Here is a 25,917-nt window from a genome sequence, read left to right on the forward strand (position 1 = left end):
ATTCTACTAAGTGGAGAGTACTATTCTCACACGCGAGAGTGAAACCTCTCGGGACGATTCCCATACGCGAGAGAGCCCCATGACAGAGCCCGCCGTGCTGGCATTCGACGATCGCGAGTACACCCTCGCCGATCTCGACGCATGCGCCGACGGTCTCGCACTGCGTCTCCGCGAACAGGGCGTCCGTACGGGTAACCGCGTCGCACTGATGTCGTCGAACCGTCCCGAGTTCCTGATCGCGGTCAAAGCGATCTGGCGCCTCGGCGCCGTCGTCGTTCTCCTGAGCCCGTCCTGGAAGCGGACCGAGGTCGAGCACGCCTTCGCCGTCACCGACCCGACGGCGGCGGTAGGGGACGCGGCCGTCCTCGCCGAAGCCGCGGCGGACCGCGCTGCTCCCATCCCGATGCTGCACCTCGACGATCCCGTCCCGAAGCGCCGGGAAAGCACTTACGGGGCAATGGGCTTCCCCTCGGTCGTGGATCGGGACGCGGACGCAGTGCTCGTGTTCAGTTCGGGAACCACGGGTTTGCCCAAAGCCGTGCGGCACACACACGCGTCGTTCGGCGCCGCAGTCGTGCACTGGCGCGACGCTCTCGCGTTGACGCCGGCAGACCGGATCCAGATCGCCACGCCGCCGTCACACATCCTCGGCCTCCTCAACATCGCCACGGTGCTCGAAGCCGGTGCCTGGATGCGACTCCACAAGCGGTTCGACCTCGAGACCGTGTTGCGTCACATCGAGCGGGACAGGATCACCGTGGAGATGGCCGTCGCTCCCATCGCCATGGCCATCGCCTCGTATCCCGACCTCGAGTCGCTGGACCTGTCCTCGCTCCGCTACATCATGTGGGGAGCCACCCCGGTCACGGAAAGTGTCGCCGAGACGGTCACGCGCCGCACCGGTGTGCCGTGGGTCCCGGCCTACGGTGCAAGCGAAGTACCCGTCATCGCGTGTAACCCGGTGAGCGGCGCCCGTCTCGACAGTGTCGGTCGCGCCGCCCCCGGGGTGGAGTTGCGTGTCGTGTCGCTCGACACGGGCGAACAGGTCGCGCCGGGCGAACGCGGTGAGATCCAGGTGAAATCCCCGTCGCTCATGGCCGGCTATCTTCCGGACGAGGCGACCGTCGACGCCTTCGACGACGGGTGGTACCGAACGGGCGATGTGGGGTCCGTCGACGAAGACGGCTGGGTCCGGATCACCGACCGATCCAAGGAAATGATCAAGGTCAGAGGCTTTCAGGTCGCTCCCGCCGAAGTCGAAGCGGTACTGCACGGCCACCCGGACGTAGCCGACTGCGCGGTGTTCGGAGTGGCCGACGAGACCGCGGGCGAGGCAGTGGTCGCGGCGGTGTCGACCACTGCGACCACGACGCTCGATCCCGACGAGGTCATCGCCTATGTGGGCGAACGGCTCGCGTCCTACAAGCGACCCAGCCGCGTGATCCTCGTCCCCGAAATTCCCCGCTTGCCCTCCGGCAAGGTGTTGCGCCGACTACTCGAGGAGCGCCATGGACGTACGTCTGACGAATGAACAACAGCAGCTGAGAGACGCTGCCGCCAGGCTCGCCGACGAGCTGGGCCCGGGATCGGTCCAGGACCTCGACGACGCGGCGCGCCGCGCGCGACTGGAGAAGACCGTCGACTCGACCGGCTGGCGCTCGCTGCGCTCCGACGGGGCGTCAGGAGTAGAGGTGGCGATCATCGCCGAGGAATTCGGCCGTGGCCTCGTCGACGTCCCCTTCCTCGGGCCCGTGCTCGCCGACGACCTGCGTCGTCACCTCAGCGAGGACCAGCAGACGTGGGCGATCGCGATCGGTGACGACGCGTTCGACGCGCACGGCCTGAAGCAGGCACTGGTGGTCCGTGGCACGACAGTGCTGTCGGCGGAGATCGGCGAGGCAGCACCCGGCGCCGACCTCACCCGTGAGTTCGCCACCCTCACCGAGCCGTACACCGCGATCGGAGATCTGGACGCCGAGCCCATCGAGCGCGGATACGCCCTCGCCTTGGTCGCGACGTGTGCCGATCTCGTCGGCACGTCCCGCGGAGCGCAGGGTGTCGCGGTCGAATACGCCAAGATTCGCGAACAGTACGGCAAGGCGATCGGCTCGTATCAGGCCGTGGCGCATCTGCTCGCCGAGAGCCAAGCGCTGATCGAAGGATCGATCAGCGTGCTGCGTCACGCGGCATGGGCGGTCGACGAGCTTGCACCGCCCGACGCGGTCCGCGCAGCGCGGATCGCGAAGATCTATTGCGCGCGAGCGGCACGCACGGTGTGCGAAACCGCCGTCCAGGTGCACGGCGGCATCGGCAACACCTGGGAGTGCATCGAGCACGTCTATCTGCGGCGGGCGTTGACGTCCACCGAACTGTTCCCCGTGAGCCTGGAGGAGATCGACCTTGGACTTTCGTGACTCGCCGGACGAAGCAGCCTTCCGCGAACGCCTGCGCACGTGGCTCGCTCAGGTAGCCGGCACGTTCCCCACCTCGGGCGACGAGTACTGGGCTCGCCAGGGTGACTGGCACCAGGCACTGTACGGCGCCGGATTCTTCGGTTTGTCCTGGCCGAAAAAGCATGGCGGACAAGACCTGCCGCCTGTATACGACGTGATCCTCGACGAGGAACTCGCCATCGCAGGCGCGCCGCCGCGGCCCAGCCTGGGGTACCTCGTCGTGGGGCTCGGCCACCACGCCGGCGACGAACTGTGCGATCGATTCCTGCCGGGGATGATCAACGGGACCGAACGGTGGTGCCAGGGGTTCAGCGAACCCGGTGCCGGCTCCGACCTGGCGTCGCTCACGACAACCGCCACGCGAGACGGCGACGAGTACGTCCTGCACGGACACAAGGTCTGGACGAGTTATTCCGATGTGGCGGATTGGTGTCTGCTGCTCGCACGCACCGATCCGACGGCACCCCGGCACAAGGGGATTTCGGCGTTCATCGTCGACATGCACCAGGACGGGATCGAGCAGCGGCCACTGAAGATGATCAGTGGCGTCACCAAGGAATTCGGACAGGTGCTGTTCGACGGTGCACGGGTTCCCGCGGACCGGATGGTCGGTGCGCCCGGCGAAGGCTGGCGTGTGGCGATGACGGTCGTCGGACACGAGCGGGAACCGTCCACGCTCGGATTCGCCGCCCGCTACGGCAAGCTCGTCCGCCAGCTCGCCGCCCGAGTCGAGGGCAGCCCGCCCGAGGACCTGGCCTGGGCCGCGGTGCAATCGGAGATGTTGCGACTGCACGTGCGGCGCCGGTTGTCCGAACAGCTCGACGGCGTCTCGCACGGGTCGGAGGGCTCGCTCGACAAGCTGCTCATGACGTGGGTCGACCAGTCGGTCGGACACGCGGCATTGTCCGTGGCCGGCACCCGAGATCCCGAGCTGCTGGGGTCGTACATGTACAGCCGGGCACAAAGTGTCATGGGCGGCACTTCGCAGATCCAGAAGAACATCATCGCTTCGCGCATCCTCGGATTGGGGGTCTGACATGTACGACATGCCCGACGAAATCGACGTCAAGGCCGACGGTTCCCTGCGGATCATCACCCTCAACCGGCCCGACGATCTCAACGCCGTCAACGACCCCCTGCACGAGGGACTTGCCCGGTTGTGGCCGCGCCTGAGTGCCGACCGCGATGCGCGTGCTGCGGTGATCACCGGTGCCGGCCGGGCATTCTCCGCCGGTGGCGACCTCGCCTACCTCGCCGAACTGGCGAAAGACGCGGACCTGCGGGCGAAGACGATCGCCGACGGCCGGGAGATCGTGCTCGGAATGGCGCGGTGCCGGGTTCCCGTGGTCGCGGCGGTCAACGGTCCGGCCGTGGGTCTGGGCTGCAGCCTGGTGGCGCTCAGCGACATGGTCTACATGGGCGAGGAGTCGTACTTGGCGGATCCCCACGTCCAGGTCGGTCTGGTCGCCGCAGACGGCGGCCCCCTGACGTGGCCGCTCCAGATCAGCTTGCTGCAGGCCAAGGAGTTCGCGTTCAGCGGCCAGAGGATTCCTGCCGAACGTGCCTGCCAACTGGGTCTGGCGAACCACGTCGTCGCCGACCCGCTGAGCGAAGCGCTCGCCTGCGCCAAGCGCATTTCGGAACAGCCGCAGAAGGCGATCGAGGCAACCAAGAGACTGCTCAACATTCATCTCGAACGGGCGGTGCTCGCGACGCTCGACTACGCGATGAGTGCCGAGGAGATGACGTTCCAGAGCGCGGACTTCCAGTCCAACATCGCAAAGCTGACTGCCGCCAAGTCCTGATCCGGCGGGCATCGAGACGGGCACCGGACACCGAGCACCCGGGGCCCGTCTCGATGCGTCTATTATCGCCGGACCCGGAACGACAAGGAGATCAACGATGCCGGTTGCCGACCGAGGTGATTCTTGATCGATCGCCTGCGTTCGCTACCTGGATTCCACCCTGATCTGCGGTGGATCGCGCTGCTCGCACCCCGCCGGACGGTCACGCCGCGGTCGCTGCCGGTGCTGCGCACGCTGACTCGCGTGATCCGTGGCAACGACCCGGATGTCTATGTGCTCGAACCGGGTGTCGCCGTCCGCTGGTTCCGGCCGTCGACCGCGCGGGGCAGCGAACCCGGTCCCGCCTTGCTCTGGATTCACGGCGGTGGCTACGTGTTCGGGCGCGCCGCACAGGACGACGCACTGTGCCGGCGGTTCGCGGAAGAACTCGGGATCACGGTGGCGTCGGTCGAGTACCGGCTCGCGCCGGAGCATTCGTATCCGGTCCCTGTCGAGGACTGCAGCCGGATCTACGAGTGGCTGACCCGGCGTCCGGAGGTTGACGCCTCGCGGGTTGCGATCGGCGGTGCGAGCGCCGGCGGGGGACTTGCTGCCGCGCTCGCGTTCCGCGCTCGTGACCAGGAGATCCCACCGCCGGTTTTCCAGTTGCTGGTGTACCCGATGCTCGACGACCGCACCGACACGGGCCCACGACATATCCGTTTGTGGGACGAGAGGTCGAATCGGTTCGGGTGGGAAAGCTACCTCGGCGCGGCCGATCGGAGCGAAGCGGTTCCGGCGCGACGTGACGACCTCGGCGATCTTCCTCCGACGTGGATCGGTGTGGGTTCACACGATCTGTTCTTCGAAGAGAATCGCGCGTACGCCGACCGGTTGGCGTCGGCGGGAGTGCCGTGCGGATTTCATATCGTCGAGGGCGCATTCCACGGGTTCGATCTCATAGCGTCGAGAACACGCGTAGCGCAAGGCTTCTTCGACGAGCAATGTGACGTGCTGGCTGCCGCGTTGGGGGTGCGGCGCTCCCGGGGCAACCTCGAGGAGTACTGAGCCATAGGCGAAGCACGGCCGCGAAGCGCCGAGGGCGAGGACGCTATCGCGTCCCCGCCCGTCGCAAAGGGGTTTTCGTCGCCCCCGTGGCTCGTGATGCGCTATACGCGCGGCTTGGAGTATTCCGATTGCAACGCGAGGATACGCATCTTCGGGATCGGGCCGTAGCTCAGCGAGTCGGACATGTTCAGCTGCTTCGCCGCCGCCGCCGCGTGCACATTGTCCTTGGCGGCCTGTGGGTCACCCTCGAGTTCGTAGATCGTGACCGACGGCCCCCCGTCGGGGTCGGCCGGAGCCAGGCGGATGGCGCCGACGAATCCGTCGAGTGCCACAACCTCGGGGATATGGACCTCGTCGTACCACCGATTGAATTCCTCGAGACGCTCGGGATGAGAGGGATGTGATTCGACGAGCAGGTAGTTCTTCATGCGTTCACTTTCGACGAGAAGTATTGACGGACAGGATCATCAGACTCGTACGACCCAGCCGCCGTCGATGTTGAGGGTGTGGCCGGTCACCCAGTCGCTGCCGGACGAGACCAGATACAGCAGCCCGGGAATCAGCTCCTCCGGTTCGCCGAAGGGGAACGGGATGGCGTGCTTCACCATCTCCTTGAGCTCGGGCGGTGAGGCGATCGACCCCGCCTCGGTGTTGACCATTCCCGGTGCGATCGCGTTTACGCGGATACCGAACGGCGCCAGTTCGCGTGCCAGTGACACGGTCATGCTCACCAGGCCCAGTTTGGTGATGCCGTAGGCCTGTGCGGCCATGAAGGCGCCGCTCGACGACTGGTTCACGATCTTGCCGTAGCCGCGTTCCTTCATATAGGGAACGACGGCGCGGCTGCAGAGCAGGGGACCGGTGAGGTTGACGGCGAGCGTGCGGTTCCAGAGGTCTATGTCCATGGTGGTGAGAGAGCCCTCGCCGACCACTTCGGCCATCAGTCCGGCATTGTTCACCAGGATGTCGACGGACCCGAAGTGCGCGGCCGCCGTGGCCGCCATCTCACCGGTGCTCGTTTCGTCCCGGACGTCGACGGCGACGGCGAGTGCACGATGTCCCGCGGCCGTCAGGTCGTCGGCAGCCGCTGTGGCGGACTCGATGTTGACGTCGGCAAGCACCACGGCTGCGCCGGCTTCGGCGAGTCCCCGGGAGTAGGCGCGCCCGATGCCGCCTCCGGCGCCGGTGACGATGGCGACCTTGCCATCGAGCTGCGGAGTATCTGTCATGTCGTGTTTCCTTTTCGGTCGGCGGTCGCCGCTTACGACTGGGCGAGCTCGTAGCGGCGGCGGTATTCGGTCTTGGACGTCTCGCTGATGTCGACGTCGGAGGCCCGGGCGCGCAGAGCACCGACCGTCGCCTGCTCACGAGGGATGTGGGCGAAGGGATCCCAGTCGAAGAAGCGCGCGGCGTTCCCGAACGTGATCTTGTCGATCTCCTCGTCGGTGCAGCGTGCTCGATCCAGCTCGGCTTTCAAGATTTCCGGTGAGTTCGGCCAGGTCGAATCCGAGTGCGGGTAGTCGCACTCCCACGCGATGGTGTCGATCCCCAAGTGGTCGCGGTTGTTCAGGCCGCTCGGCTCGGTGATGTAGCACGCCAGGAAGTTGCTGCGCCACACGTCCGTCGGTGTCATGCCCGTGGGCAGGAAGCTCGCTCCCGTCCAGGACTGGTTGACGATGTGCCGCTCCAGCCGGTCGAGCCAGGGAGCCACCCAGCCCACGCCGCCCTCGCTCATCGCGACCTTGAGATCCGGAAACTTTTGGAAGGCTCCGCTGAGCATGATGTCGGTGGCGGCGATGGTGGAGATGAGGGGTGTCAGCATCAGCATGTCGTCGATGTTGAAACCTTCGGGCCGCTTGACCAGGTTGATTCCCCCGCCGATGTGCAGGCTGAGCACGATGTTGTTGTCGACGCAGGCCTTGAAGATCGGGTCCCAGTAGCCGGACTTGAAGTCGGGAAAGCCTTCGCCGACGCCGTAGGGGGTTTCCGGGATGCTGATCGAGCGGCATCCCATGGCGGCGAGCCGCGCGATCTCCTTGACGGATTCGTCGACGTCGAAGAACGGGATGATGCCGAGCGGGATGAATCGTCCGGGGTGGGCGTTGGGTACTTCCCCGACCACCCAGTCGTTGAACGCCTTACAGGCGGCGAGGGACAGCTTCTTGTCGGGAAGGCTCGCCAGGTGGGTGCCGGCGAAGCCGGGGAAGGTGGCGAACAGCGTGGCGGCGAGGGTGCCGTTGGCATCCATGTCGCGGACGCGCATGTCCATGTCGTAGACGCCGGGCCGCATTTCGGCGTATCCGGTGGGGTCCATGCCCCATTCGTTCTTGGGCCAGGAGACGACGGCGTTGAGTCCGGAGCTGCCGACGACTGTGTCCTGGAACAGCCAGGCTTGCACGTTGGGGTTGCGTGGGTGGGTGGTCAGGCGCGGTGCCTGGTCCATCAGGCTCTTGGGGAAATGCTTTTCGAAGATGTCAGCTGGTTCCACGACGTGGTCGTCGATGCTGATCATCACCATATCGTCGATATTCATCGATTCCTCTTCCGTGACCGGCCCGCGTGTGACTACTGAGGCGAACCGGTGACGCGTCGGCGTTGTTACTTGTGGGCCGTCACGGGCGCGGCGAGTTCCTGTTCGTCGACCACCCGTTGGAGTTCGGCGAGGGTTTCCTCCAGGCCGGGACCGATCCGGGTGCCGGGCGTGAAGGTGGCGGGGAGTTTGCGCATGCCCTGGATGACTCCGATGGAGTCGTAATGGACGGTGCCTTCCGGGTCACATCGGAAGTCCGGCATGCGGTCGAGCACCGCGACCAGCATCCGCTTGAACATGATGCGAGCCAGGTTGGAGCCGATACAGCGGTGCACTCCCAACCCGAAACTGAAGTGCCGGTTGCCGGTACGTTCGAGGTCGATGCTGTGAGGGTCGTCGAACAGCTCCGGGTCGCGATTCGCCATCGCCCACGAGAGCCAGACCCGTTCGCCCTCTTTGAACTGCACGCCACCGAGATCGACGTCGGCGGAGAAGGTGCGGCCGTCGCCGGCAGAGGGGCAGAAGTAGCGCAGGAACTCTTCGGTCGCCGAGTCGAGCAGCCTCTCGCGCTCGGTGCTGAGGATTTCGCGCTGATCAGGATTCTGGGACAGCCATTCGAGTGCGTGGGACGTCAACGCGGTGGTGGTGTCGAACCCCCCGCCGATGAGCAGGCTGAGGACACCGAGAAGTTCCAGATCGTCCGGCTTTTCACCGTTGACGGTGGCGCGGGCGACCGCGTCGACCATGCCCGGGCGAGGGTTCTCCCGGATTTCGTGAAGGTTCGCGAGAAGGTCCAGTCCCATGTTGCGGTGCAGCTCTGCCACGCGGGGGACGTCGGGCGAATCGGGCGGGGTGTACATGGCGGCGTGGACAGGTTCGCAGTAGACCTGCCACTTGGCGACGGGAATCCCCAGCATCGCGAGGGTGATCACCGCGGGGACGATGTTCACGAGGTCGTCGATGAAGTCGATCTCGCCGGACTCGATCTTGTCGTCGAGACAGGCTCTGATCACTTCGTCGATCGGTGCGATCCACTTCTTGATGGCGGCAGGGGACAAGTAGGGATTGAGCACCGCGCGAAACTCGCGGTGCTCGGGATCGTCCATTTCGAGGATGCCGCCCCGGACTCCGGAGGCCCTGGCCGCAGAGGGGATCATGATCCCCTTGTAACCGCGCCGGATCCCTTTGACGTCGTGATCGTTGGAGATATCCGCCGAACGGGTGAGGGCGAATACTTCGTCGCTTCCCGCGGCGACCCAGTGGCCGCCGTGGGTGTCGGACCACGCCACAGGGCACTTCGAGTGCATTTCATCGGTGATGCTCAGAAAGTTGTCGCGGTAATCCGGTGCGTGCCGGTCGAACTGGAAAACAGGTGTCCGGTGACCGGAGTCGGTGACGGCGTCGTCGACGCTCATGGCCTAGCCCTCTCGTCGTGCGGTGATCGCGATACGGATGGGACGTCAGAGAATGGTGATCGCCTGTTCAGGGCAACTGCGGGCGGCTTCCCGCGCGGTCTCCTCGCGCTCGGCGGGAACTTCGGCGTCCACGGCGGTGGCGTGTCCGTCGATGTCGCTCAACTCGAACAGTTCCGGCGCAGCCATGGCGCACAGCGTGTGTCCCTGGCAACGGTGTGCGTCCACTTCCACCTTCATGACAACCTCGATTCTGTATGAAACAAATTGATGCACAGCATGGTTCGGCACCGGACGTCACTACCCGGTTGATGTGGAGGGGTCGCGGTCCGGCCCGGGAAGGGTGTCCTCGACGCGAGGACAGTCCCCAACTCTCGATTTCCAGAATGAGCTTCCGAATTGCGAGAACCATAGTCTCTGGCTGGTTCGACGGCAAGGATTCGGCGACATCTCGTGTGACCACCGAGGGGAGAAGAGTGCGACGACGACTTGGAAGGCACCGCTCACACGACGACGAAGGTCCCGGTCATCCTGTGGATGACCGGGACCTCCGTCGTGGTGGATCGGTGGTGCTACGGATTCAGCACTGCTGCCGGACCTCTGTCGTTGTGCGAGTCACTGTCGTTGCGAGAGTCACTGTCGTTGCGAGAGTCACTGTCGTTGCGGGACGAGCACTTCGGACTGGGAAATCGTGCCCGTGATGCCTGTCGAGTCCTGCGCTGCCAACAGGACCGCGGCAGCGCCCATCGTCTCGGGTGGCTCCACCATTTCGGGTGGGATCGCCCGTCCGCCGCCGCCGGCTGTCCATCCCTCGGTGAGGACGACGCGCGACGGTGCCAGGCAGTTGACCGCGATATTGTCCGCCTTCAGGTCGGCCGCGAGACCCGCGTAGAGGCGTTCGACGCCTGCCTTCGACACCCAATACGCGTTGGCACCGCGATCGATCATGGTGACCCCGTTCGTGGTCACCGCGATCATGGACCCTCCGCCGCGGGCGCGCAGGTGTGGGATCGCCGCCTTCGTCACGGTGAACACGCCCGTGAGGTTGACGTCCAGGCACAGCTGCCATCGCTTTGCGGGCGTCGATTCGATCGGTCCCATCCACAGCACGCCGGCATTGGCGACGAGGATGTCGAGGCCGCCGAATGTCTCGACGGTCGCGGTGATCGCCTCGTCGACCGACTGTTCGTCGGTGACATCGCACGGGACGGGAATGGCCCGTCCGCCGGCGTGCGTAATCCGTTCGGCAACCGAGTGGATCGTGCCCGGGAGCTTGCCTTCTCGTTCCGAGCGTGCGGCAACCGCGACCGTGGCGCCTGCGTCGGCAAGTGCCACGGCGATCGCCGCGCCTATCCCCCGGCTGGCGCCGGCGACGAAAGCGACCTTTCCGTCGAGACGGCTCACTTCGGCGGGAACCTCAGGGCGCCGTCGAGACGGATGACTTCACCGTTGAGGTAATCGTTCTCGACGATCGATGCGACCAGCGTCGCGTATTCGTTCGGACGACCCATGCGCTTGGGGTGCGGCACCTGCGGGCCCCAGTACGCCTCGAGCTGATCGCCCGCCTTGCCGTACGCGGGAGTGAGGATGGTTCCGGGCGCGATGGTGTTCACCCGGATCCCCAGCGGGGAAAGGTCGCGCGCGGCGACGAGGGTCATGCCGATGACACCGCCCTTGGCTGCTGCGTAGGGAAGCTGGCCGATCTGGCCTTCGTATCCGGCGATCGACGCGGTGTTGATGATGACGCCGCGGCTTCCTTCGTCGTCGAACGGATCCTGCTGGGCAATCGCGGCGGCGGCGAGGCGCATCACGTTGAAAGTCGAGGTCAGGTACGACTGGATCGTCTTCGTGAAGGCCTCGAGCGGCATCGCGCTGCCGTCCTTGCCGACGAGACGGCCACCGCCGGCGGGTCCACCGTGGCAGTCCACCGAGATGCGGAGCGGTGCCAGCGACTGGGCCTCTGCGATTGCGGCCGAGACCGAGTCCTCGTCACCGGCATCGGTGCTGACGTAACGAACTCCCAGTTCCTGCTCGAGTTCCTTGCCTTTTTCGTCGTTGACGTCGGCGATGACGACCTTGGCGCCGGCTGCGTGGAGACGACGGACCGTGGCCTGACCGAGCCCACCCGTACCGCCGACGACAATCGCGGAGCTACCTTCTACCTGCATCTCGATTTCCCTTCTTGCAACTGCGGCTCTGCACCTGTGAGAATAATGTTCTCATGAACCTAAGCATGATTCTAGAAATGGCCGCAAGCAACGGCGATCGGGCGGTGGCGACCGTCGGCGATCGCACACTGACGGCCGCGCGCCTCGACACCCTGGCACGCCGCGCTGCCGTCGACTTCCGGAATCATCCGGCGGTCCTGTATTCGGGAGCGAACCATCTCGCGTACCCCGTCGCCCTGTTCGGCGCGGCTCTGGCCGGTGTGCCGTTCGTTCCACTCAACTATCGGCTCGGGGAGCAGCAACTCACCGCACTGAAGGACCGGCACCCGGGGGCGCTCGTCCTCGACGAGGCCGACCTCGACGCGCTCACCGACGACGCGCTCGGTGAAGTCGACACGTCCGACCTGGAAGGCCAGTGGGACGGAGACGCGGTCGCGGCCATCATCTACACGAGTGGGACGACGTCCGATCCGAAGCCCGCAATCCTGCGGCACCGCCATTTGCTGGCCTACGTTCTCAATACGATGGAGTTCGCCTCGGCCGCCGAGACCGACGCCTCACTCGTGTCGGTCCCGCCGTACCACATCGCGGGTCTGACCAATCTCCTGTCGAACTTCTACACGGGACGCAGGGTGGTGTATCTCGCCGCGTTCGACCCGAAGGTATGGCTCGACACCGTCCGTCGCGAGAACGTCACCCACGCCATGCTCGTGCCGACGATGCTCGCGCGCATCGTCGCCGAACTCGGCGACGGCGAAGCGGCCACGCCCTCGCTCGCCAGCCTTGCCTACGGCGGCTCCCGAACGCCGCGTCCGGTCCTCGAGCACGCGCTGCGGGCGTTCCCGCACACGGGATTCGTCAATGCCTACGGGCTCACCGAGACCGCGTCGTCCATCGCGGTGCTCGGCCCCGACGACCACCGGGTGGCCTTCGCTTCGGACGATCCCGCAGTCCGCGAACGTCTCGGCTCCGTCGGACGTCCACTGCCCGGCATCGAGATCGAGATCCGTACCGAAGACGGAGAGCCGGTGGAACCGGGTCACAGTGGCCTGATCTACGTTCGCGGGGAACAGATCTCCGGCGAATACGGCAACCGGAGCGTCCTCGACAGCGAGGGCTGGTTCTCCACCCGCGACCTCGGGCACCTCGACAGCGACGGCTACCTGTTCGTGGAGGGCCGCTCCGACGACACCATCATCCGGGGCGGTGAGAACATCGCCCCCGCCGAGATCGAGGACGTGCTGCTCGCTCACCCCGGGGTCACCGAAGCTGCCGTCATCGGTGTCTCCGACGCCGAATGGGGTCAGCGCCTCGTCGCCGTACTCGTCGGTTCCGCGGACCCGGACGAAGTCCGTCAATGGGTCAAGGACCGGCTGCGCTCGTCCAAGACGCCGGACACCATCGTGTTCCGCGACGAGCTTCCGAAGACCGAAACAGGAAAACTTTTGCGCCGCAACCTACTCGCCGAACTGGAGAACACCCATGCCTGAAGCCGTCATAGTCTCTGCCCTGCGGACCCCGATCGGTACCGCGATGAAGGGCACTCTTCGTGACACCACCGCGTTCGAGCTCGCCCACCACGTGGTGTCGGCTACCGCGGAGGACCTCGACAAGAGCCTCATCGACGACGTGATCCTCGGTGAAGGCCTGTACGGCGGCGGCGTGATCGCGCGTCATGCCGCACTCACCTCCGGGCTCGTCTCCGTACCCGGGTTGTCCCACAACCGGCACTGCGCTGCCGGTCTCGCCGCGGTGCAGACCGCCGCGGCAGGAATCCGTGCCGGCATGGACCAGCTCGTGATCGCCGGAGGCGTGAACTCCGCCTCCACCTCGCCGCGGTCGATGGTCCGGCAGGGTGACGAGTGGGTGCCGTGGATGTCGCCCACCCACCCCGACCAGCCCGACGCACCCAACCGCGACATGTCCATCACCGTCGGCTGGAACGCCGCCGTGAAGGCCGGCGTGACCCGGGAAGAGATGGATGCCTGGGCGTTCCGGTCCCATCAGATGGCACTTCGGGCCATCGACGAGGGACGGTTCAAGGAAGAGATCGTTCCCATCGAGACGCCGCACGGCCTGTTCTCCGTCGACGAGCATCCCCGGCGCGACACCAGCCTCGAGAAGCTCGCCTCGCTGAAGGTGCTGCACCCCGAGATCGAGGGCTTCGGCATCACCGCGGGCAACTCCAGTGGCGGTAACGACGCCGCGGCGGCACTCGCCATCGCCAGCAGCGACCTCGGCCTGCCGGCGCTCGGCACCGTGCGCGCCTGGGCCTCGGTCGGCGTCGATCCGGCCATCACCGGTCTCGCGCCGGTCGAAGCCATCCCGAAGGCACTCGCCCGCGCCGGACTGTCCATCGCCGACGTCGACCTCTTCGAGATCAACGAAGCGTTCGCCGCGCAGTGCGTCGCATGCATCAAGCTGCTCGACCTGGACCCCGACAAGGTCAACACGAGCGGCAGCGGTTGCTCGCTCGGCCATCCCGTCGCGGCGACCGGTGCCCGGATGCTGGTCACGCTCGTCCACGAGTTGCGCCGTCTCGGCGGCGGCATCGGTGTCGCGGCGATGTGCGCGGGCGGAGGTATGGGCTCGGCCACCGTCATCGAGGTGCCTGCGCCTTGAGTGGTTCCGGCACAGCGAACATCGCCGATCTGCTCACTGCGGCGCGCGGAGGATCTCCGCGCGCCGCAGGGCGGCTGCTGAGTCTGGTCGAGAGCCCACGTCGCAACGAGGTGCTCGAGGCTTTGGGTCCGGCCACCACCCGGGTGGTCGGTGTCACCGGTCCGCCCGGGGCGGGAAAGTCCACCACCGTCGGTGCGATGGTCGCCGGTTACCGGGCGCGCGGGCTGCGGGTCGCGGTTCTGGCGGTGGACCCGTCGTCGCCGTACAGCGGCGGGGCCCTCCTCGGTGACCGCATCAGGATGGCCGAGCACGTCCACGACCGTGACGTGCTCATCCGATCCGTCGCCTCGCGTGGACATCTCGGCGGACTCGCGGCTGCAGTGCCGGCTGCGATCCGTCTGCTCGCTGCCTTGGCCTACGACGTGATCGTGCTCGAGACAGTGGGTGTCGGCCAATCGGAGATCGAGATCGCCTCGGTCGCCGATCCCACGGTGGTGATACTCAATCCCGGTGGTGGAGACACCATTCAGGCGGCGAAGGCAGGATTGCTCGAAGTTGCCGACCTTCTCGTGGTCAACAAGGCCGATCGGGAGGGCGCGGATCAGACCGTCCGGGATCTCCGGACCGAGGCAAAGGTGCCGATCCTCAAGCTCGTCGCCTCCACCGGGGCGGGAATCTCGGAGTTGCTCGACGCCATCGAGGCGCACCAGCGCGCCGACACCCCGGAACGACGGAGTGCGCGCGCCCGAGCCCAGGTCCTCTCGCTCGCCCACACACTGCTCCGCACGCACCCCGCGCTCGGGGACCTGGCGGATTCGGTCGCGGACGGCAGCAGTGACGCGTACGCGGCCGCCGAGAAGTTGATCTTCGGCGCCGGAGCCGTATCCCGTGGACCGGTCAGCTGAACTCGGGAACGATCAGGGGCAATTCGACGGTGGTCCGGATGCCGGGCGCCGCCGCACGCACCGCAGAAATCGCGTTGACCGCGCGGTTGGCCGTGTACGACGGCGACACCTCGCTCATCCGCTCGAGCGGGACCGGGAAGCGCATCTCGATGTCGAGGGGGGCGTCGCCGTCGACGGAGATGTGCCACCCGGTGGAATGAAGATCCCAGTCCGCATCGAGATCGTCCGTGCAGTACCAGGTGGGCCGGAACCGCATGAGTTCTCTGCCGTCCTTCATGCCCGACACGGTGATTCTCTGGGCGGCAACGGTCCCCGCTTCGATCGTTCCTGCCGCGATGGCCACCGAGTGCCGGGCGAACGCCACCTCGCCGGACGCTTCGATCGAGTCGAGAGAAACCCCGAGTGCGTCGGCCAGTGCGGAGAGGGACGGACCGAAATTGGATTGTACGTGGGCGAGGCGGACATCCTCGAAGTTTCCGCCCGACCCGCCGAAGCCCATGACCTCGAACAGGATTCCGGGGGAATTTCGTTGCGACAGATCGGCGTACTCGTCGATGGCCAGGTGCTCGAGACGGCGCTGGATGGACGCGAGGACCAGTGGCACGGCTTCGGTGATGAAACCCGGACTGCCCCCGGTGCTGTGGATCGATGTACCGCCGAGCGCGCACGCCTCCTCGACAGCAGCACGTAGCGCCGGATCCATGGTCCTCGGATGGTGGAATTCTCCACGTGTGGTGACGACGTCCGTTCCCGACGCGAGGATCCGGCAGACTTCGTCGAGGTCGAATCTCAGCGGCATGTACAACACGCAATCGGCGCGCAGAGCCAGGATGTCGTCGATGTTCCCGGTGGCCCGCACACCCACCGTGTCGCGTCCGCACAATTCCCCGGCATCACGCCCGGCCTTGTCGTCGCTGTGGACGTACACGCCCGCCAGCGTGAGCGCCGGATGGTCGATCACTGCCCGGAGGGCACGTGTGCCGATGTTCCCGGTGGCCCATTGAACCACCCGCAGGGGACGGGTGTTCTCCCCGTCCGGAGCGACTGCGGTGCCGATCGGCCCGGACACGGGAGACTCTTCCACTTCACACCTCGGTATCGATGGGTACCGCGCGAAAAAGGTTGTTCTGCAACGAGACCTATCCGGGAAGACGAACGAGAGCTTCCTGCGCGTACGAAGCGACCAGGGCGCCGCCCTCGGTGAGGACATCGCCACGGCCGAAGCAGCGGCCGTGGGTCAGCACGGGACTGTGCTGGCGCAGCAACAGCCATTCGTCGCTGCGGAAGGGGCGGTGGAACCAGAGATTGTGCGAGGTGACCGCCGACGTGAACTTCGTTCCGTTGCCGGTGTGGTCGAAGCCGTCGATGCCGAGCAGCGCGGTGCCGATGAGATTGAGGTCGGTCGCGTACGCGGTGAGCGCCGGCGCGAAGACGGAGTCGACTTCGGGTGTGCGCATCCACATTTCGAATTCCGGAGCCGACACTCCGGGATCGGCGAGATCCGTGGTTGTGCGGGTCTCCCACGGGATCAACGAGAATTCGGTACGGGTGTCGGCCGGCAAGACTCCGGGCACGGCTTCGGTGGTCTGGAGGTCGGGGCCGTCTTCGTGCGCGTGCATGGACACCGACGCGGTCGCGAGAACGCCGCGCGATTGCCGTGCGACCGCTGTCAGAGTCGCAAACGAACGACCCTCGTGCTGTCGGGTGACGTCGTACCGCACGGGTTCGTCCGCGCGACCCTCACGCGCGAACACCGCGTGCAGCGACTTGATGCTCTTCTCGGGGCAGGAGAGTTGCGCGGCGCGCACGAACTGTCCGAGGAGTTGCCCTCCGAACAACCGGTGATACTCCAGTTGCAGGTTGGATCCGTCGAAGAGCGTGACGTCGTCTCGGGCTTCGTCCGAGGGGCACACGCGTAGGTCGAGGCAGTTGAGGAGATCGTTCCAGAGCTCGGGCACCCGCCGAGTGTAAGCGAATTGACCGAGTTTGAGAATACGATTCTCGTCAGCGAGCAGCGAAGCCTTCGGAGCAGAAAGTCCATACCTCGTCGGCGGTAATCGCGCGGGCCGTGTCGTCTCCTCCGCTGGACTGTGCGATGAACATCACGGTCTGCATCGTCATCGCAGCCATGCGCTTCGGGTTGGCTCCGGCGCGCATCTTTCCTGCGGCGTCGACCTTTTCCATGAGTTCCGTGAACAAGGCGAGCATCGCTGCGTGTGCGACCTTGACCTCGGCCGGATGCGTGAGCAGCAGCTGGGGTGCGAAATCGGTGAAGAGGGGGCGCTGGGCGGTCGGGTCCGGGCGCGACGATTCGAAGAGCAACTCCACCGCGACACGAAGCTGGTCGAGGGGATCGTCCTTACCCGCTGCAGCGGCGCGGATCTGGTCGGCCGAGCGACCGAGTGCGTCCTCGAACAGCGCGAGCAGAAGCTCGTGCTTTCCGTCGAACTGCAGGTAGAAGCTGCGGAGTGACTGCTTCGACCGGTCGACGACTTCCTGGACGGTGAAGTCGGTGCTTCCCTTTTCGGTGATGATGGCCTGTGCTGCGTCGAGAAACCGCTGCACGCGCTGCTCGGCGCGCAGCTTCGCGGTCCGGATCGACCGCTCGACTGCCCGCTGTTTCCAGGCCGGCTCTTCGCTCGGGCCGGTCACCGCTGGGACTGCGCTTCGTCACGTGGGGTGGACATAGGAGCACTGTACCGGAGGGTAGGGACACTTCGGGGTAGCAAGAGTACCCTCCCGGCGTGCACATGAGACTCTTACTATCTTCATAAGAGAATGTTATTCTCACCTCTATTGTGCATTTGCAGCACTGGCAAGGAGGCATGCCGGAATGCTCTTCGAGTTCGACTCCGATCAGCAGTTGTGGCAGAAAACCGTCCGTGAAGTGACGGCGAAGGAATGTCCACCCACTCTCGTACGTGCCGTAGTCGACAGCGGTGCCGATCCGGCACCCCTGTGGAAGACCTACGTAGGGATGGGATGGACCGAACTCGCCGATCCCGAGGCGGCGGTCGAACTCGCCATCGTCGTCGAGGAACTCGGACGGGCAACCGACCCCACTCCGTTCCTGGCGACGACGACACAGTTCGCGCCGCTCGCGGGGGTGACCGGACCCGATCGTGCCGGGGCCGCGATCTACGAGGGCGTGAAGGCGTATCGCGACTCGGCGGGCTGGGTCCTCCACGGGACGGCACTGCGCGTGCTCGACGGTGACAGGGCCGAGCAACTCGCCGTCGTCACCGAGGCCGGCGTCTTCACCGTCGGCGCCGACAAGGTCGCGGCGCGACGCAGTCCGGTCTTCGATCCCGTCCTCCACGTCGCTGATCTGTCCTTCGACGGTGTGCGGGTCGAGGGCGAACCCCGGACCGGGACCGATGTCGAGAGGGCGCGCCATATCGCGCTCACCGGTCTTGCGCTGACCACAGTCGGTGCGTGCCAACGCGTTCTGGACCTCGCGCTCGATCACGTGCGCAACCGCCAGCAGTTCGGTGTGCCGATCGGGTCGTTCCAGGCGGTCAAGCACCGGGCGACCGACATGCACGTCGCAATCCAGCGTGCCCGGGCACTGGCGTACTTCGCGGCGCTCACCGTCGCCGAGAACGATCCCCGTCGCAGGCTGGCTGCCTCCATGGCGAAAGCTTCCGCGGGCGAATGCCAATCCCTCGTCTTCCGAAACGGCCTACAGCTGTTCGGTGCGATGGGCTTCACCTGGGAGAACGACCTTCAGTTCGCGCTCAAGCGCGCTCGCGCAGCCGAGCACATGCTCGGGTCCGCGTCGGAGCACCGGGCGCTGATCGCCGAGGAGTACCGTGCAACTTTCGTTTGATTCCGACGTCGAGGAGTTCCGCGCCGAGTTCGTGGCGTTCCTCGAAGACAACCTTCCCGACGAGTCGGAGGCCGCCGAGCGCGCCCACTCGAGTGCGGACGTTCCGGAGTGGGCTCGACGGTGGCAGCGCACACAGTTCGACCACGGATGGCTGCTGCCGGCCAACCCGCCGGAGTTCGGTGGCCGGAACGCAACGATTCTGCAGCAGTACGTACACCTCGAAGAGTTGTCGAAGCGGCGGATCTATCACAGCTTCAACCCGCAGGGCCTCGGGATCATCGCGGCGTCGCTGCTGTCGTTCGGATCGGAAGAGCAGAAGAAGAACTGGGCGATTCCCATCCTGCGCGCCGAAATCACTGCGGCCCTCGGTATGAGCGAACCCGGCGCCGGCTCCGACCTCGCCTCGCTGCGCACCCGTGCTGTGCTCGACGGTGACCACTTCGTCGTCAACGGACAGAAGGTGTGGACCTCCGGCGCGCACGACGCCGACGTCCTGCTGACGTTCGTGCGCACCGACCCGGATGCGCCCAAGCACAAGGGCATCAGCGTTCTGCTCATCCCCACCGACACCCCGGGTGTCGTGCGGCGCCCGTTCCCCTCGATCGCGGACGGCGACGATCGGGACTTCAACGAGGTGTTCTTCACCGACGTCCGGGTGCCCGCGGAGAACCTCATCGGAGAGCTGAACGGCGGCTGGAAGGTCGCCAACGGCTCGCTCGGCCACGAGCGGACGCTGCTGTGGCTCAGCTTCTCGGATCGGTTGCAGGACCTCGTCGAGGATTTCCGCCCGCAGACGGTGCTCGATCGCGACCGGTTCGCCAGTCTCATCATGGACCATCAGGCACTGAAACTTCTCGGTTCTGCTGCGCTGGTACGCGAGTCGCGCGGGAACCAGGATGTACCGGCATTGTCGGTACTCAAACTGCTCGGTTCCGAAGCTGTGCAGAACGGTGCCGAGTACGCGCTCGACGCCGCCGGTGCGGAAGGGCTCGTTCATCCCGCCACCACGTCGGCGTACGTACCGTGGAATCTCGACAACTTCTCGTCCAGTTGGTTCGAACGTTTCGTCCGGAGTTTCGCCGGCACCATCGCGGGCGGCACTTCGGAAATTCAGAGGAACATCATCGCCGAGCGGGTGCTCGGCCTTCCCCGTGGATGAGGAGCCCGACATGTACATCCTGTACGAGGTCGAGGACAAGATCGCGACGATCACGCTCAACCGGCCCGACGCCGCGAACGCCCAGAATGCCGCTCTGCTCGACGAACTCGACGAAGCATGGCGGAAAGCCGGCGACGATCCCGATGTGTCGGTGATCGTCCTGCGGGCGGAGGGTAAGCACTTCTCGGCGGGCCACGACATGCGTGGCGGTGGCCCGGTGCCCGACAAGATCACGCTCGAGATGATCTACTCGACCGAGTCCCGCCGGTACCTCGAATACTCGATGCGGTGGCGGAACATTCCCAAGCCGTCCATTGCCGCGGTCCAGGGCAGGTGCATCGCGGGTGGCCTCTTGTTGTGCTGGCCGTGCGATCTCATCGTCGCGTCGGAGGACGCCTCGTTCTCCGACCCGGTGGTGATGATGGGCATCGGCGGTGTCGAATACCACGGCCACACGTGGGAACTCGGTCCGCGCAAGGCCAAGGAGATTCTGTTCACCGGCCGCCCGGTCACCGCGGAGGAGGCGGAGAAGACCGGGATGGTCAACAAGGTCGTGCCCCGGGATCGTCTCGATGCCGAGGTTCGTGAACTCGCCGAGCAGATCGCCCAGATGCCGCCGTTCGGTCTGCGGCAGGCGAAGCGGGCCGTCAATCAGACCCTCGACGTGCAGGGCTTCTACGCAGCCATCCAGTCGGTGTTCGACATCCACCAGACCGGGCACGGCAACGCGCTCAGTGTCGGTGGCTGGCCGGTGCTGATGAAACTCGACGAGATGAAGCAGAACATCAAGTAGAGCCCACGACACCCCGAGGGCGCCCCTCCGACCCGGAGGGGCGCCCTTCGTCGTGGTCGTGGTCAGACCTTGCGGGTGACGCCGCCGTCCACCCGGATGATCGCGCCGGTGGTGAAACTGGAGGCATCGCTGGCGAGATGCAGTGCGAGCGGGGCGATTTCCTCGGGCCGGCCCATGCGGCGCAGCGGGACGAACGGTGCGTCCTCGTCCTCGGCGGGCGCCCACGCCTTCGACAGGTCGGTGCGGAACGGACCAGGCAGGATCGCGTTGACTCGCACCTTCGGGGCGTACGCCTCCGCGAGACCGACGGTCAGCGCGTTGAGACCGGCCTTCGCGCATGCGTACGGCAGTTCCCGCACGCTGGCGACCAGCGACCCCGCGGTACCGACATTGATGATCGACCCACCGTCGTGATCGGCCATGTATGCCCCGGCCCGAACAGCAAGTCGGAACGGGCCTTTCAGGTTGACACCGAACGTCTTGTCGTAGAGGTCTTCGGTGATGGACTCGAGGTTCTCGTACAACGGGGACATGCCGGCGTTGTTGACGAGGATGTCGAGCCGCCCGAAGTGTTCGAGGGTGGTGTCGACGAGGTCGTTACAGTCGTCCCAGCGGCCGACGTGGCAGGCGACGGGCAGGGGCTTTCTCCCCGTCGTCTCCGCGATCTCCTCGGCGGCGGTGACACAGTTGTCCAGTTTGCGGGAGGCGATGACGACGTCGGCGCCGGCTTCGGCAAGGATCTGGGCGATGGCCCTGCCGATCCCGCGCGAACCACCCGTGACGACAGCGGTTTTCCCGCTCAGATCATGAAGAGAATCGAGTTGTGACATATATGGATCATGCCTGAAAAAACTGCCCTAGGAAAGCATGTTCTCATCTGACAGAATTGAATTCCGAGACTTGAGGAGACCGCAATGACACCGCAGGAATTGTGTGACAAGCACGAAATCGCAGAACTGATCTACCGCTATGCCACGGCGGTGGACACGAAGGACTGGGAGCGTATGGCTTCGGTCTTCACCGAGGACGCGCACCTCGACTACAGCTCCGTGGGATATCCGCCCGGACCGCGGGACGACGTACTCGCGCTCTTGCAGAAGGCGCTGGATCAGATGCCGATGACACAACACTTCGTCACCAATATCGAGGTCGATCTCGACGGCGACAGGGCACGGGTACGCGCGATGTTCTACAACCCCATGCGGATTCCCGGGATGAGTGAATTGACCTACTGCGGAGGGAATTACCACCACGAGGTCGTCCGTACCGACGACGGATGGAAGAGTTGCCGGCTCACCGAGGAAAGTCTGTGGTTCTCCAACCATCCCGATCCGGCGAAGGCATGACTCCTCGCCGGACCGGAATGTCGGTGGGTGCTTCAGAGGTTGACGAGACGGGGCGCTGACCCACCGGCGCGGATGATCGCGCCGGCCTCCCGGGTCAGCTCCCGGGAACTGCCGAGCAGACCGTCGAGCACGAGCGCGCGCCGGACATGCCGGTGCAGGTCGTGCTCGGCGGTGAATCCGATACCGCCGAGGACCTGCTGGCAATGACGCGCGGTGAGGATCGCGGCCCGGCCGGCCGCGGCTTTCGCGAGCAGTGAGCCCAGGTCGTCGGTGGCCGCATGCAGCGTGGCCTCGGCGCCCTCGATGGCGACGAAGGTTTCCGCGAGCCGATGCCGCACCGCCTGGAAACCCGCGATGGGCTTGCCGAACTGGGTGCGGTCGAGCGCGTGAGTGCGGGCCAGGTCCAGCATTGCCCGGCTCGTACCGACCAGCCACCAGCCGAGCGCCCGTCGACCGGCGGACACCGGTACCGCGCTTCCGGAACCGACCACGGAGACGGGAAGTTCGGCGTCGAGAGCCTCGGTATCCCGGTCGTGGCGGGACCACTCGATCCACCGGCCGCCGGTGTAGGGCAACGGCACGGTGGCACCGATGTCGGATCCTGCCTCCGCGAGTACGACATCGTTGATGACGGGTGCATGCGCACCCGTTTCCCCGAGTAGCCCGAATACGAGAGGAATTGCTGCTTCCGGCATCTCGGCGAGCATCTCCGGCCAGCCGAGTTCCACGAGTGCCGCATCGAGCGCGGCACCGGTGGTGGTCGCCATGGTCTTCCGCAGCGCATCAGCCAGGAGGCCCAGTTCGGGATCCGGCGCCGCCGCATTCGCCTGGGCGGTCTTGTACGTCGTCATTCGGTCCCCAATCCGAGCAGCCGTCGCGCGATGATGTTCCGCTGGATTTCAGCGGTACCGCCGTAGATGGTTGCTGCGCGCGAATACAGGAATTCGGTGCGCCACTCCACGTCCGACAGTTCGATCACACCGGGGAGCAGGTCGCGGGCGGTGTCGAACAACTGCTGCTCCGCGGTCGCGAGAAGGACCTTGTCGACCGAGGTCTCCGGACCCAGCGGTGCGCCCGACGCGAGGCGCTGCTGCGTCGTGTACGACCGGCTCCGCACGGTGTGCAGCGCGAGATATGCGGCGCCGAGTTCGTCGTCGGACGCCGAGTCCGTCTCCTGGACCAGCCGATCCAGCCGGGTGAACAGGTATGCGATCCGATGCCAGAAGCACGTGGACCGCTCGTGCGGAAGCAGATCCATCGCGAGCTTCCACCCGTCACCCGGGTTGCCGAGCATGCGGTCGGCGGGGACGACGACGTCGTCGAAGTACACCTCCGCGAACTCGTCGACCCCGTGCATGGTCCGCAGCGGACGCACAGTGATCCCCGGGGTGTCCATGTCGACGAAGAACGCGGTGATGCCGCCGTGCCCGGGCGCGGTCCGCGTGAGCAGGACACACCGGGAGGAGAACTGCGCGAGACTGGTCCACACCTTCTGGCCGTTGATGACCCACTCGTCGCCGCGCTGCACCGCTCGCGTGGACAGCGACGCGAGGTCACTCCCGGAGCCCGGCTCCGAGAACCCTTGGCACCACTGTTCCTCGCCGCGGAGCAGTTTCGGAACCATCTCGGCCGCAAGCTCCGGCCGGGCGTACGAGATCATCGTGGGTGCAAGCACTTCGATCATCGAATAGATGCCGGGTTCGGCGAGGTCGCGGGTCGCGACCTCCTCGCCGAGCACTGCCCGCAACATCGCGTCGCCGCCGAGGCCACCGACTGCCTCGGGCCATCCGTAACGCATCCAGCCGGCGTCGTACAACGCACGCCGGACCCGGCCCAGCTGTTCGACCTGTGCGTCGAACGAATGATCTGGGCCGGGCCGGAGGTCGTTCTCGTCGAGCCAGGCGCGTACGGCGTCCCTGAACTCGGTCACGTTCATGCCGAGGGCCGCTCGAATGCGTGCGGAATGCCCGAATCGTGTGCACCACTGCGACGCATGAACGTCATCGCCCGGGTCCTGAGCCGCCACCCGTCCTCCGTGCGGACGTAGGTGTCGTTGTAGTACCCGATCCGCATGTCGTGGGTCGCGTGATCGACGAAGCACAGGGGCTGTGTGCCCGTGGCGGTGTCGCCCTTGAGGTCCACCAGCGCCGTGCCGGTCATGAACAGGCCCTTCGGGGCCGCCGCGACCAGTTCGGGGAACTGATCGAGGGGGAACGCGTCACCGAACGCACTGTAGGTGCCGTCGGGGGTGAAGACGGATACGACGCCGTCGACGTCGCCCTTGGTCATGTTCACCGCGTAACGCGCGAGAAGCTGGTTGATCTCGACCAGGTCGTCAGTTGTTGACATAGACCTTTCCGCCTTTCATCACGAACCGCACGTTCTGGGTGACGGTGATGTCTTCGGTGGGATCGCCCGGAACGGCGATGATGTCGGCGAGCAGGCCCTCGGCGAGACGGCCGCGGTCGTCCACGTCGATGAGTTCGGCCGCATTGATGGTCGCCGCCTGGATGACGGCCAGCGGCGGCATGCCACGGTCTACGAGTGCGACGAGTTCGTCGGCGTTCTTGCCGTGCGGTATGGCAGGTGCATCGGTGCCGACCGCGATCTTCACGCCGGCCTTGTATGCGGCGAGCACCGAAGTGCGTGCCTTGGGGAACATCTCGGCTGCCTTGGCCTGGAGATCGGCCGGGGCGTGCGAGATGTCCATCGCGTCGGTGAGTCGCGTCGTCGGCACGAGGAACGTGCCGTTCTGCACCATCTGGTCGATCGCGTCGTCGTCGATGAGGAAGCCGTGCTCGATGCAGTCGATACCTGCGGCCACAGCCGCACGGACGGCGTCGGCCCCGTGGGTGTGTGACGCGACCTTGAGTCCGCGTCGATGAGCCTCGTCGACGATGGCGCGGAGTTCTTCGTCCGAATAGTGCTGTGCGCCGGGAAGACCCGTGTGGGACATCACGCCGCCGGACACGCAGACCTTGATGAGCTGGGCGCCGTGCTTGATCTGGTATCGAACCGCCTTGCGCACCTCGTCGACGCCGTTTGCGATCCCTTCCTCGATCGTCAGCTCGAGGACACCGGGTGCGAACGCGGCGAACATGGTGGGATCGAGGTGTCCGCCGGTGGGGGTGATCGCATGACCGGCGGGCACGATGCGCGGTCCGTCGACCCACCCGGCGTCGATCGCCTTGCCGAGTGCCACGTCGAGCAGGTAACCACCCGTTTTCACGAACAACCCGAGGTTGCGGACGGTGGTGAAACCGGCACGCAGCGTGCGACGCGAGTTACCCACGGCGCGCAGCATGCGCAGCGGCGGATCGTCCTGCACGGTGGAGTAGACGGGCTTCTCGCCGCGTCCACCCATCAGCAGGTTGACTTCCATGTCCATCAAGCCCGGCATCAGGATCTGGTCTCCGAGGTCGATGACCTCGCCCTCCGGTTCGCCGCCGACACCGACGATCCGGTCGCCGTCGATGCGCAGGATGCCCGGTCGGATGATCTCGCCGGTGTCTACGTCGAGTAGTCCGGCCGCCTTGAGTGTCAGCATGCCGTCACACCACCGGTTCTTTGGTGATGGTGGCCCAGGCGGCGCCGCTGTCGGGGACGCGGGGCTGTTTCCAGACCTCGATGGGGAACGAGACCATGACCAGCGACTGCATCAGGTGCATGAGGCTGCGTGCGTCGTCGGGCAGGTCGTCGAGGTCGAACTTGTCGCAGTAGGTGATGGCGTCTTCCAGGCGTGTGAAGGCGGCATCGTAGAACTGCTGCATTTCGGGCATGGTCGAGGCGAGGCGCTTGGCGTAGCGCTCGGGTTCGGTGGCCAGGGCCCAGTCGGCGTAGGGCTCGAG

General features: G+C 65.9%; 28 protein-coding genes. 12 read left to right on the forward strand and 16 right to left on the reverse strand.

Features of this window, described 5'->3' with window-relative positions; all coding sequences use genetic code 11:
* Nucleotides 1-79 precede the first annotated feature (79 nt).
* From ACFWU2_RS02805 to ACFWU2_RS02825, 5 genes are all read left to right on the forward strand, one after another.
* The gene (locus ACFWU2_RS02805; protein WP_378599991.1) at nucleotides 80-1,531 is read left to right on the forward strand and encodes a class I adenylate-forming enzyme family protein; all 1,452 of its coding nucleotides are present in this window, start codon (nucleotides 80-82) and stop codon (nucleotides 1,529-1,531) included.
* Nucleotides 1,509-2,414, forward strand: coding sequence for an acyl-CoA dehydrogenase family protein (locus ACFWU2_RS02810; protein WP_378599996.1), 906 nt, complete (start codon nucleotides 1,509-1,511; stop codon nucleotides 2,412-2,414). Before ACFWU2_RS02805 ends, ACFWU2_RS02810 begins: the two co-directional genes overlap by 23 nt.
* On the forward strand, nucleotides 2,401-3,489 hold the full coding sequence (locus ACFWU2_RS02815; protein WP_378600001.1) for an acyl-CoA dehydrogenase family protein: 1,089 nt from the start codon (nucleotides 2,401-2,403) through the stop codon (nucleotides 3,487-3,489). Before ACFWU2_RS02810 ends, ACFWU2_RS02815 begins: the two co-directional genes overlap by 14 nt.
* Nucleotide 3,490: 1 nt before the next feature.
* Nucleotides 3,491-4,258 (forward strand): enoyl-CoA hydratase/isomerase family protein, encoded by a 768-nt coding sequence (locus ACFWU2_RS02820; protein ID WP_378600007.1) that lies wholly within the window; start codon nucleotides 3,491-3,493, stop codon nucleotides 4,256-4,258.
* 123 nt (nucleotides 4,259-4,381) lie between these two features.
* Nucleotides 4,382-5,305 carry an alpha/beta hydrolase gene (locus ACFWU2_RS02825; protein ID WP_378600012.1) on the forward strand — a complete coding sequence of 308 codons (924 nt, stop codon included), beginning with the start codon at nucleotides 4,382-4,384 and terminating at the stop codon, nucleotides 5,303-5,305.
* A 101-nt stretch (nucleotides 5,306-5,406) separates the two neighbouring features.
* Here ACFWU2_RS02825 and ACFWU2_RS02830 read toward each other — a convergent pair whose 3' ends face one another.
* The 7 genes from ACFWU2_RS02830 to ACFWU2_RS02860 form a co-directional block, all read right to left on the reverse strand.
* Nucleotides 5,407-5,733, reverse strand: a complete 327-nt coding sequence (locus tag ACFWU2_RS02830; protein WP_378600017.1) for a hypothetical protein — start codon at nucleotides 5,731-5,733, stop codon at nucleotides 5,407-5,409.
* Between the two features lie 39 nt (nucleotides 5,734-5,772).
* Nucleotides 5,773-6,534 (reverse strand): SDR family oxidoreductase, encoded by a 762-nt coding sequence (locus ACFWU2_RS02835; protein WP_378600022.1) that lies wholly within the window; start codon nucleotides 6,532-6,534, stop codon nucleotides 5,773-5,775.
* A 32-nt stretch (nucleotides 6,535-6,566) separates the two neighbouring features.
* Complete coding sequence (locus ACFWU2_RS02840) at nucleotides 6,567-7,838, reverse strand: amidohydrolase family protein (protein WP_378600025.1); 1,272 nt, start codon at nucleotides 7,836-7,838, stop codon at nucleotides 6,567-6,569.
* Nucleotides 7,839-7,903: 65 nt separating this feature from the next.
* The gene (locus ACFWU2_RS02845) at nucleotides 7,904-9,250 is read right to left on the reverse strand and encodes a cytochrome P450 (protein ID WP_378600030.1); all 1,347 of its coding nucleotides are present in this window, start codon (nucleotides 9,248-9,250) and stop codon (nucleotides 7,904-7,906) included.
* Nucleotides 9,251-9,295: 45 nt separating this feature from the next.
* Nucleotides 9,296-9,487 carry a ferredoxin gene (locus ACFWU2_RS02850; RefSeq protein WP_378600033.1) on the reverse strand — a complete coding sequence of 64 codons (192 nt, stop codon included), beginning with the start codon at nucleotides 9,485-9,487 and terminating at the stop codon, nucleotides 9,296-9,298.
* A gap of 411 nt (nucleotides 9,488-9,898) precedes the next feature.
* Nucleotides 9,899-10,651 carry an SDR family NAD(P)-dependent oxidoreductase gene (locus ACFWU2_RS02855; RefSeq protein WP_378600038.1) on the reverse strand — a complete coding sequence of 251 codons (753 nt, stop codon included), beginning with the start codon at nucleotides 10,649-10,651 and terminating at the stop codon, nucleotides 9,899-9,901.
* Nucleotides 10,648-11,415 (reverse strand): SDR family NAD(P)-dependent oxidoreductase, encoded by a 768-nt coding sequence (locus tag ACFWU2_RS02860; protein WP_378600042.1) that lies wholly within the window; start codon nucleotides 11,413-11,415, stop codon nucleotides 10,648-10,650. The genes ACFWU2_RS02855 and ACFWU2_RS02860 overlap by 4 nt, the downstream gene beginning before the upstream one ends.
* Nucleotides 11,416-11,468: 53 nt before the next feature.
* Here ACFWU2_RS02860 and ACFWU2_RS02865 point away from each other — a divergent pair, with 53 nt between their 5' ends.
* From ACFWU2_RS02865 to meaB, 3 genes are read left to right on the forward strand one after another with little or no spacing between them, the layout of a single operon-like run.
* Nucleotides 11,469-12,905, forward strand: coding sequence for a class I adenylate-forming enzyme family protein (locus ACFWU2_RS02865; protein ID WP_378600047.1), 1,437 nt, complete (start codon nucleotides 11,469-11,471; stop codon nucleotides 12,903-12,905).
* Nucleotides 12,898-14,037, forward strand: coding sequence for a thiolase family protein (locus ACFWU2_RS02870; RefSeq protein ID WP_378600052.1), 1,140 nt, complete (start codon nucleotides 12,898-12,900; stop codon nucleotides 14,035-14,037). The genes ACFWU2_RS02865 and ACFWU2_RS02870 overlap by 8 nt, the downstream gene beginning before the upstream one ends.
* Entirely contained in the window at nucleotides 14,034-14,942 is a 909-nt protein-coding gene (gene meaB, locus ACFWU2_RS02875) for a methylmalonyl Co-A mutase-associated GTPase MeaB (RefSeq protein ID WP_378600057.1), read from the forward strand. The genes ACFWU2_RS02870 and meaB overlap by 4 nt, the downstream gene beginning before the upstream one ends.
* Here meaB and ACFWU2_RS02880 read toward each other — a convergent pair.
* Genes ACFWU2_RS02880 through ACFWU2_RS02890 form a run of 3 tightly spaced genes read right to left on the reverse strand, consistent with a single transcriptional unit; the run spans nucleotide 14,935 to nucleotide 17,594 of the window.
* Complete coding sequence (locus ACFWU2_RS02880) at nucleotides 14,935-16,026, reverse strand: dihydrodipicolinate reductase (RefSeq protein WP_378600060.1); 1,092 nt, start codon at nucleotides 16,024-16,026, stop codon at nucleotides 14,935-14,937. The two genes, meaB and ACFWU2_RS02880, sit on opposite strands and share 8 nt — an antisense overlap.
* Before the next feature lie 55 nt (nucleotides 16,027-16,081).
* Nucleotides 16,082-16,900, reverse strand: a complete 819-nt coding sequence (locus tag ACFWU2_RS02885) for an acyl-CoA thioesterase (RefSeq protein WP_378600063.1) — start codon at nucleotides 16,898-16,900, stop codon at nucleotides 16,082-16,084.
* 46 nt (nucleotides 16,901-16,946) lie between these two features.
* The gene (locus tag ACFWU2_RS02890; RefSeq protein ID WP_378600067.1) at nucleotides 16,947-17,594 is read right to left on the reverse strand and encodes a TetR/AcrR family transcriptional regulator; all 648 of its coding nucleotides are present in this window, start codon (nucleotides 17,592-17,594) and stop codon (nucleotides 16,947-16,949) included.
* A gap of 181 nt (nucleotides 17,595-17,775) precedes the next feature.
* On the opposite strand from ACFWU2_RS02890, the gene ACFWU2_RS02895 reads away from it, so the two are divergent.
* Genes ACFWU2_RS02895 through ACFWU2_RS02905 form a run of 3 tightly spaced genes read left to right on the forward strand, consistent with a single transcriptional unit; the run spans nucleotide 17,776 to nucleotide 20,723 of the window.
* Nucleotides 17,776-18,771, forward strand: coding sequence for an acyl-CoA dehydrogenase family protein (locus ACFWU2_RS02895; RefSeq protein ID WP_378600070.1), 996 nt, complete (start codon nucleotides 17,776-17,778; stop codon nucleotides 18,769-18,771).
* Nucleotides 18,755-19,930: an acyl-CoA dehydrogenase family protein gene (locus ACFWU2_RS02900; protein ID WP_378600075.1), complete on the forward strand. Its 1,176-nt coding sequence runs from the start codon at nucleotides 18,755-18,757 to the stop codon at nucleotides 19,928-19,930. The genes ACFWU2_RS02895 and ACFWU2_RS02900 overlap by 17 nt, the downstream gene beginning before the upstream one ends.
* A gap of 10 nt (nucleotides 19,931-19,940) precedes the next feature.
* Nucleotides 19,941-20,723, forward strand: a complete 783-nt coding sequence (locus ACFWU2_RS02905) for an enoyl-CoA hydratase (RefSeq protein WP_378600081.1) — start codon at nucleotides 19,941-19,943, stop codon at nucleotides 20,721-20,723.
* A gap of 62 nt (nucleotides 20,724-20,785) precedes the next feature.
* Here the strand turns inward: ACFWU2_RS02905 and ACFWU2_RS02910 are convergent, their stop codons facing one another.
* Nucleotides 20,786-21,553, reverse strand: coding sequence for an SDR family NAD(P)-dependent oxidoreductase (locus ACFWU2_RS02910; RefSeq protein WP_378600086.1), 768 nt, complete (start codon nucleotides 21,551-21,553; stop codon nucleotides 20,786-20,788).
* A gap of 84 nt (nucleotides 21,554-21,637) precedes the next feature.
* Here ACFWU2_RS02910 and ACFWU2_RS02915 point away from each other — a divergent pair, with 84 nt between their 5' ends.
* Nucleotides 21,638-22,069, forward strand: coding sequence for a nuclear transport factor 2 family protein (locus ACFWU2_RS02915; RefSeq protein WP_378600091.1), 432 nt, complete (start codon nucleotides 21,638-21,640; stop codon nucleotides 22,067-22,069).
* 32 nt (nucleotides 22,070-22,101) lie between these two features.
* On the opposite strand, the gene ACFWU2_RS02920 is transcribed toward ACFWU2_RS02915, so the two are convergent.
* The 5 genes from ACFWU2_RS02920 to ACFWU2_RS02940 form a co-directional block, all read right to left on the reverse strand.
* Entirely contained in the window at nucleotides 22,102-22,920 is an 819-nt protein-coding gene (locus ACFWU2_RS02920; RefSeq protein WP_378600096.1) for an acyl-CoA dehydrogenase family protein, read from the reverse strand.
* On the reverse strand, nucleotides 22,917-24,005 hold the full coding sequence (locus tag ACFWU2_RS02925) for an acyl-CoA dehydrogenase family protein (RefSeq protein WP_378600101.1): 1,089 nt from the start codon (nucleotides 24,003-24,005) through the stop codon (nucleotides 22,917-22,919). The genes ACFWU2_RS02920 and ACFWU2_RS02925 overlap by 4 nt, the downstream gene beginning before the upstream one ends.
* Complete coding sequence (locus tag ACFWU2_RS02930) at nucleotides 24,002-24,418, reverse strand: nuclear transport factor 2 family protein (protein WP_378600105.1); 417 nt, start codon at nucleotides 24,416-24,418, stop codon at nucleotides 24,002-24,004. The genes ACFWU2_RS02925 and ACFWU2_RS02930 overlap by 4 nt, the downstream gene beginning before the upstream one ends.
* Nucleotides 24,405-25,616 carry an amidohydrolase family protein gene (locus ACFWU2_RS02935; protein ID WP_378600111.1) on the reverse strand — a complete coding sequence of 404 codons (1,212 nt, stop codon included), beginning with the start codon at nucleotides 25,614-25,616 and terminating at the stop codon, nucleotides 24,405-24,407. Before ACFWU2_RS02935 ends, ACFWU2_RS02930 begins: the two co-directional genes overlap by 14 nt.
* Before the next feature lie 4 nt (nucleotides 25,617-25,620).
* A partial coding sequence (locus ACFWU2_RS02940; protein ID WP_378600116.1) for a hypothetical protein occupies nucleotides 25,621-25,917 on the reverse strand: 297 nt, incomplete at its 5' end.

Source organism: Rhodococcus sp. NPDC058639 (assembly GCF_042717545.1).
GTDB lineage: Bacteria > Actinomycetota > Actinomycetes > Mycobacteriales > Mycobacteriaceae > Rhodococcus.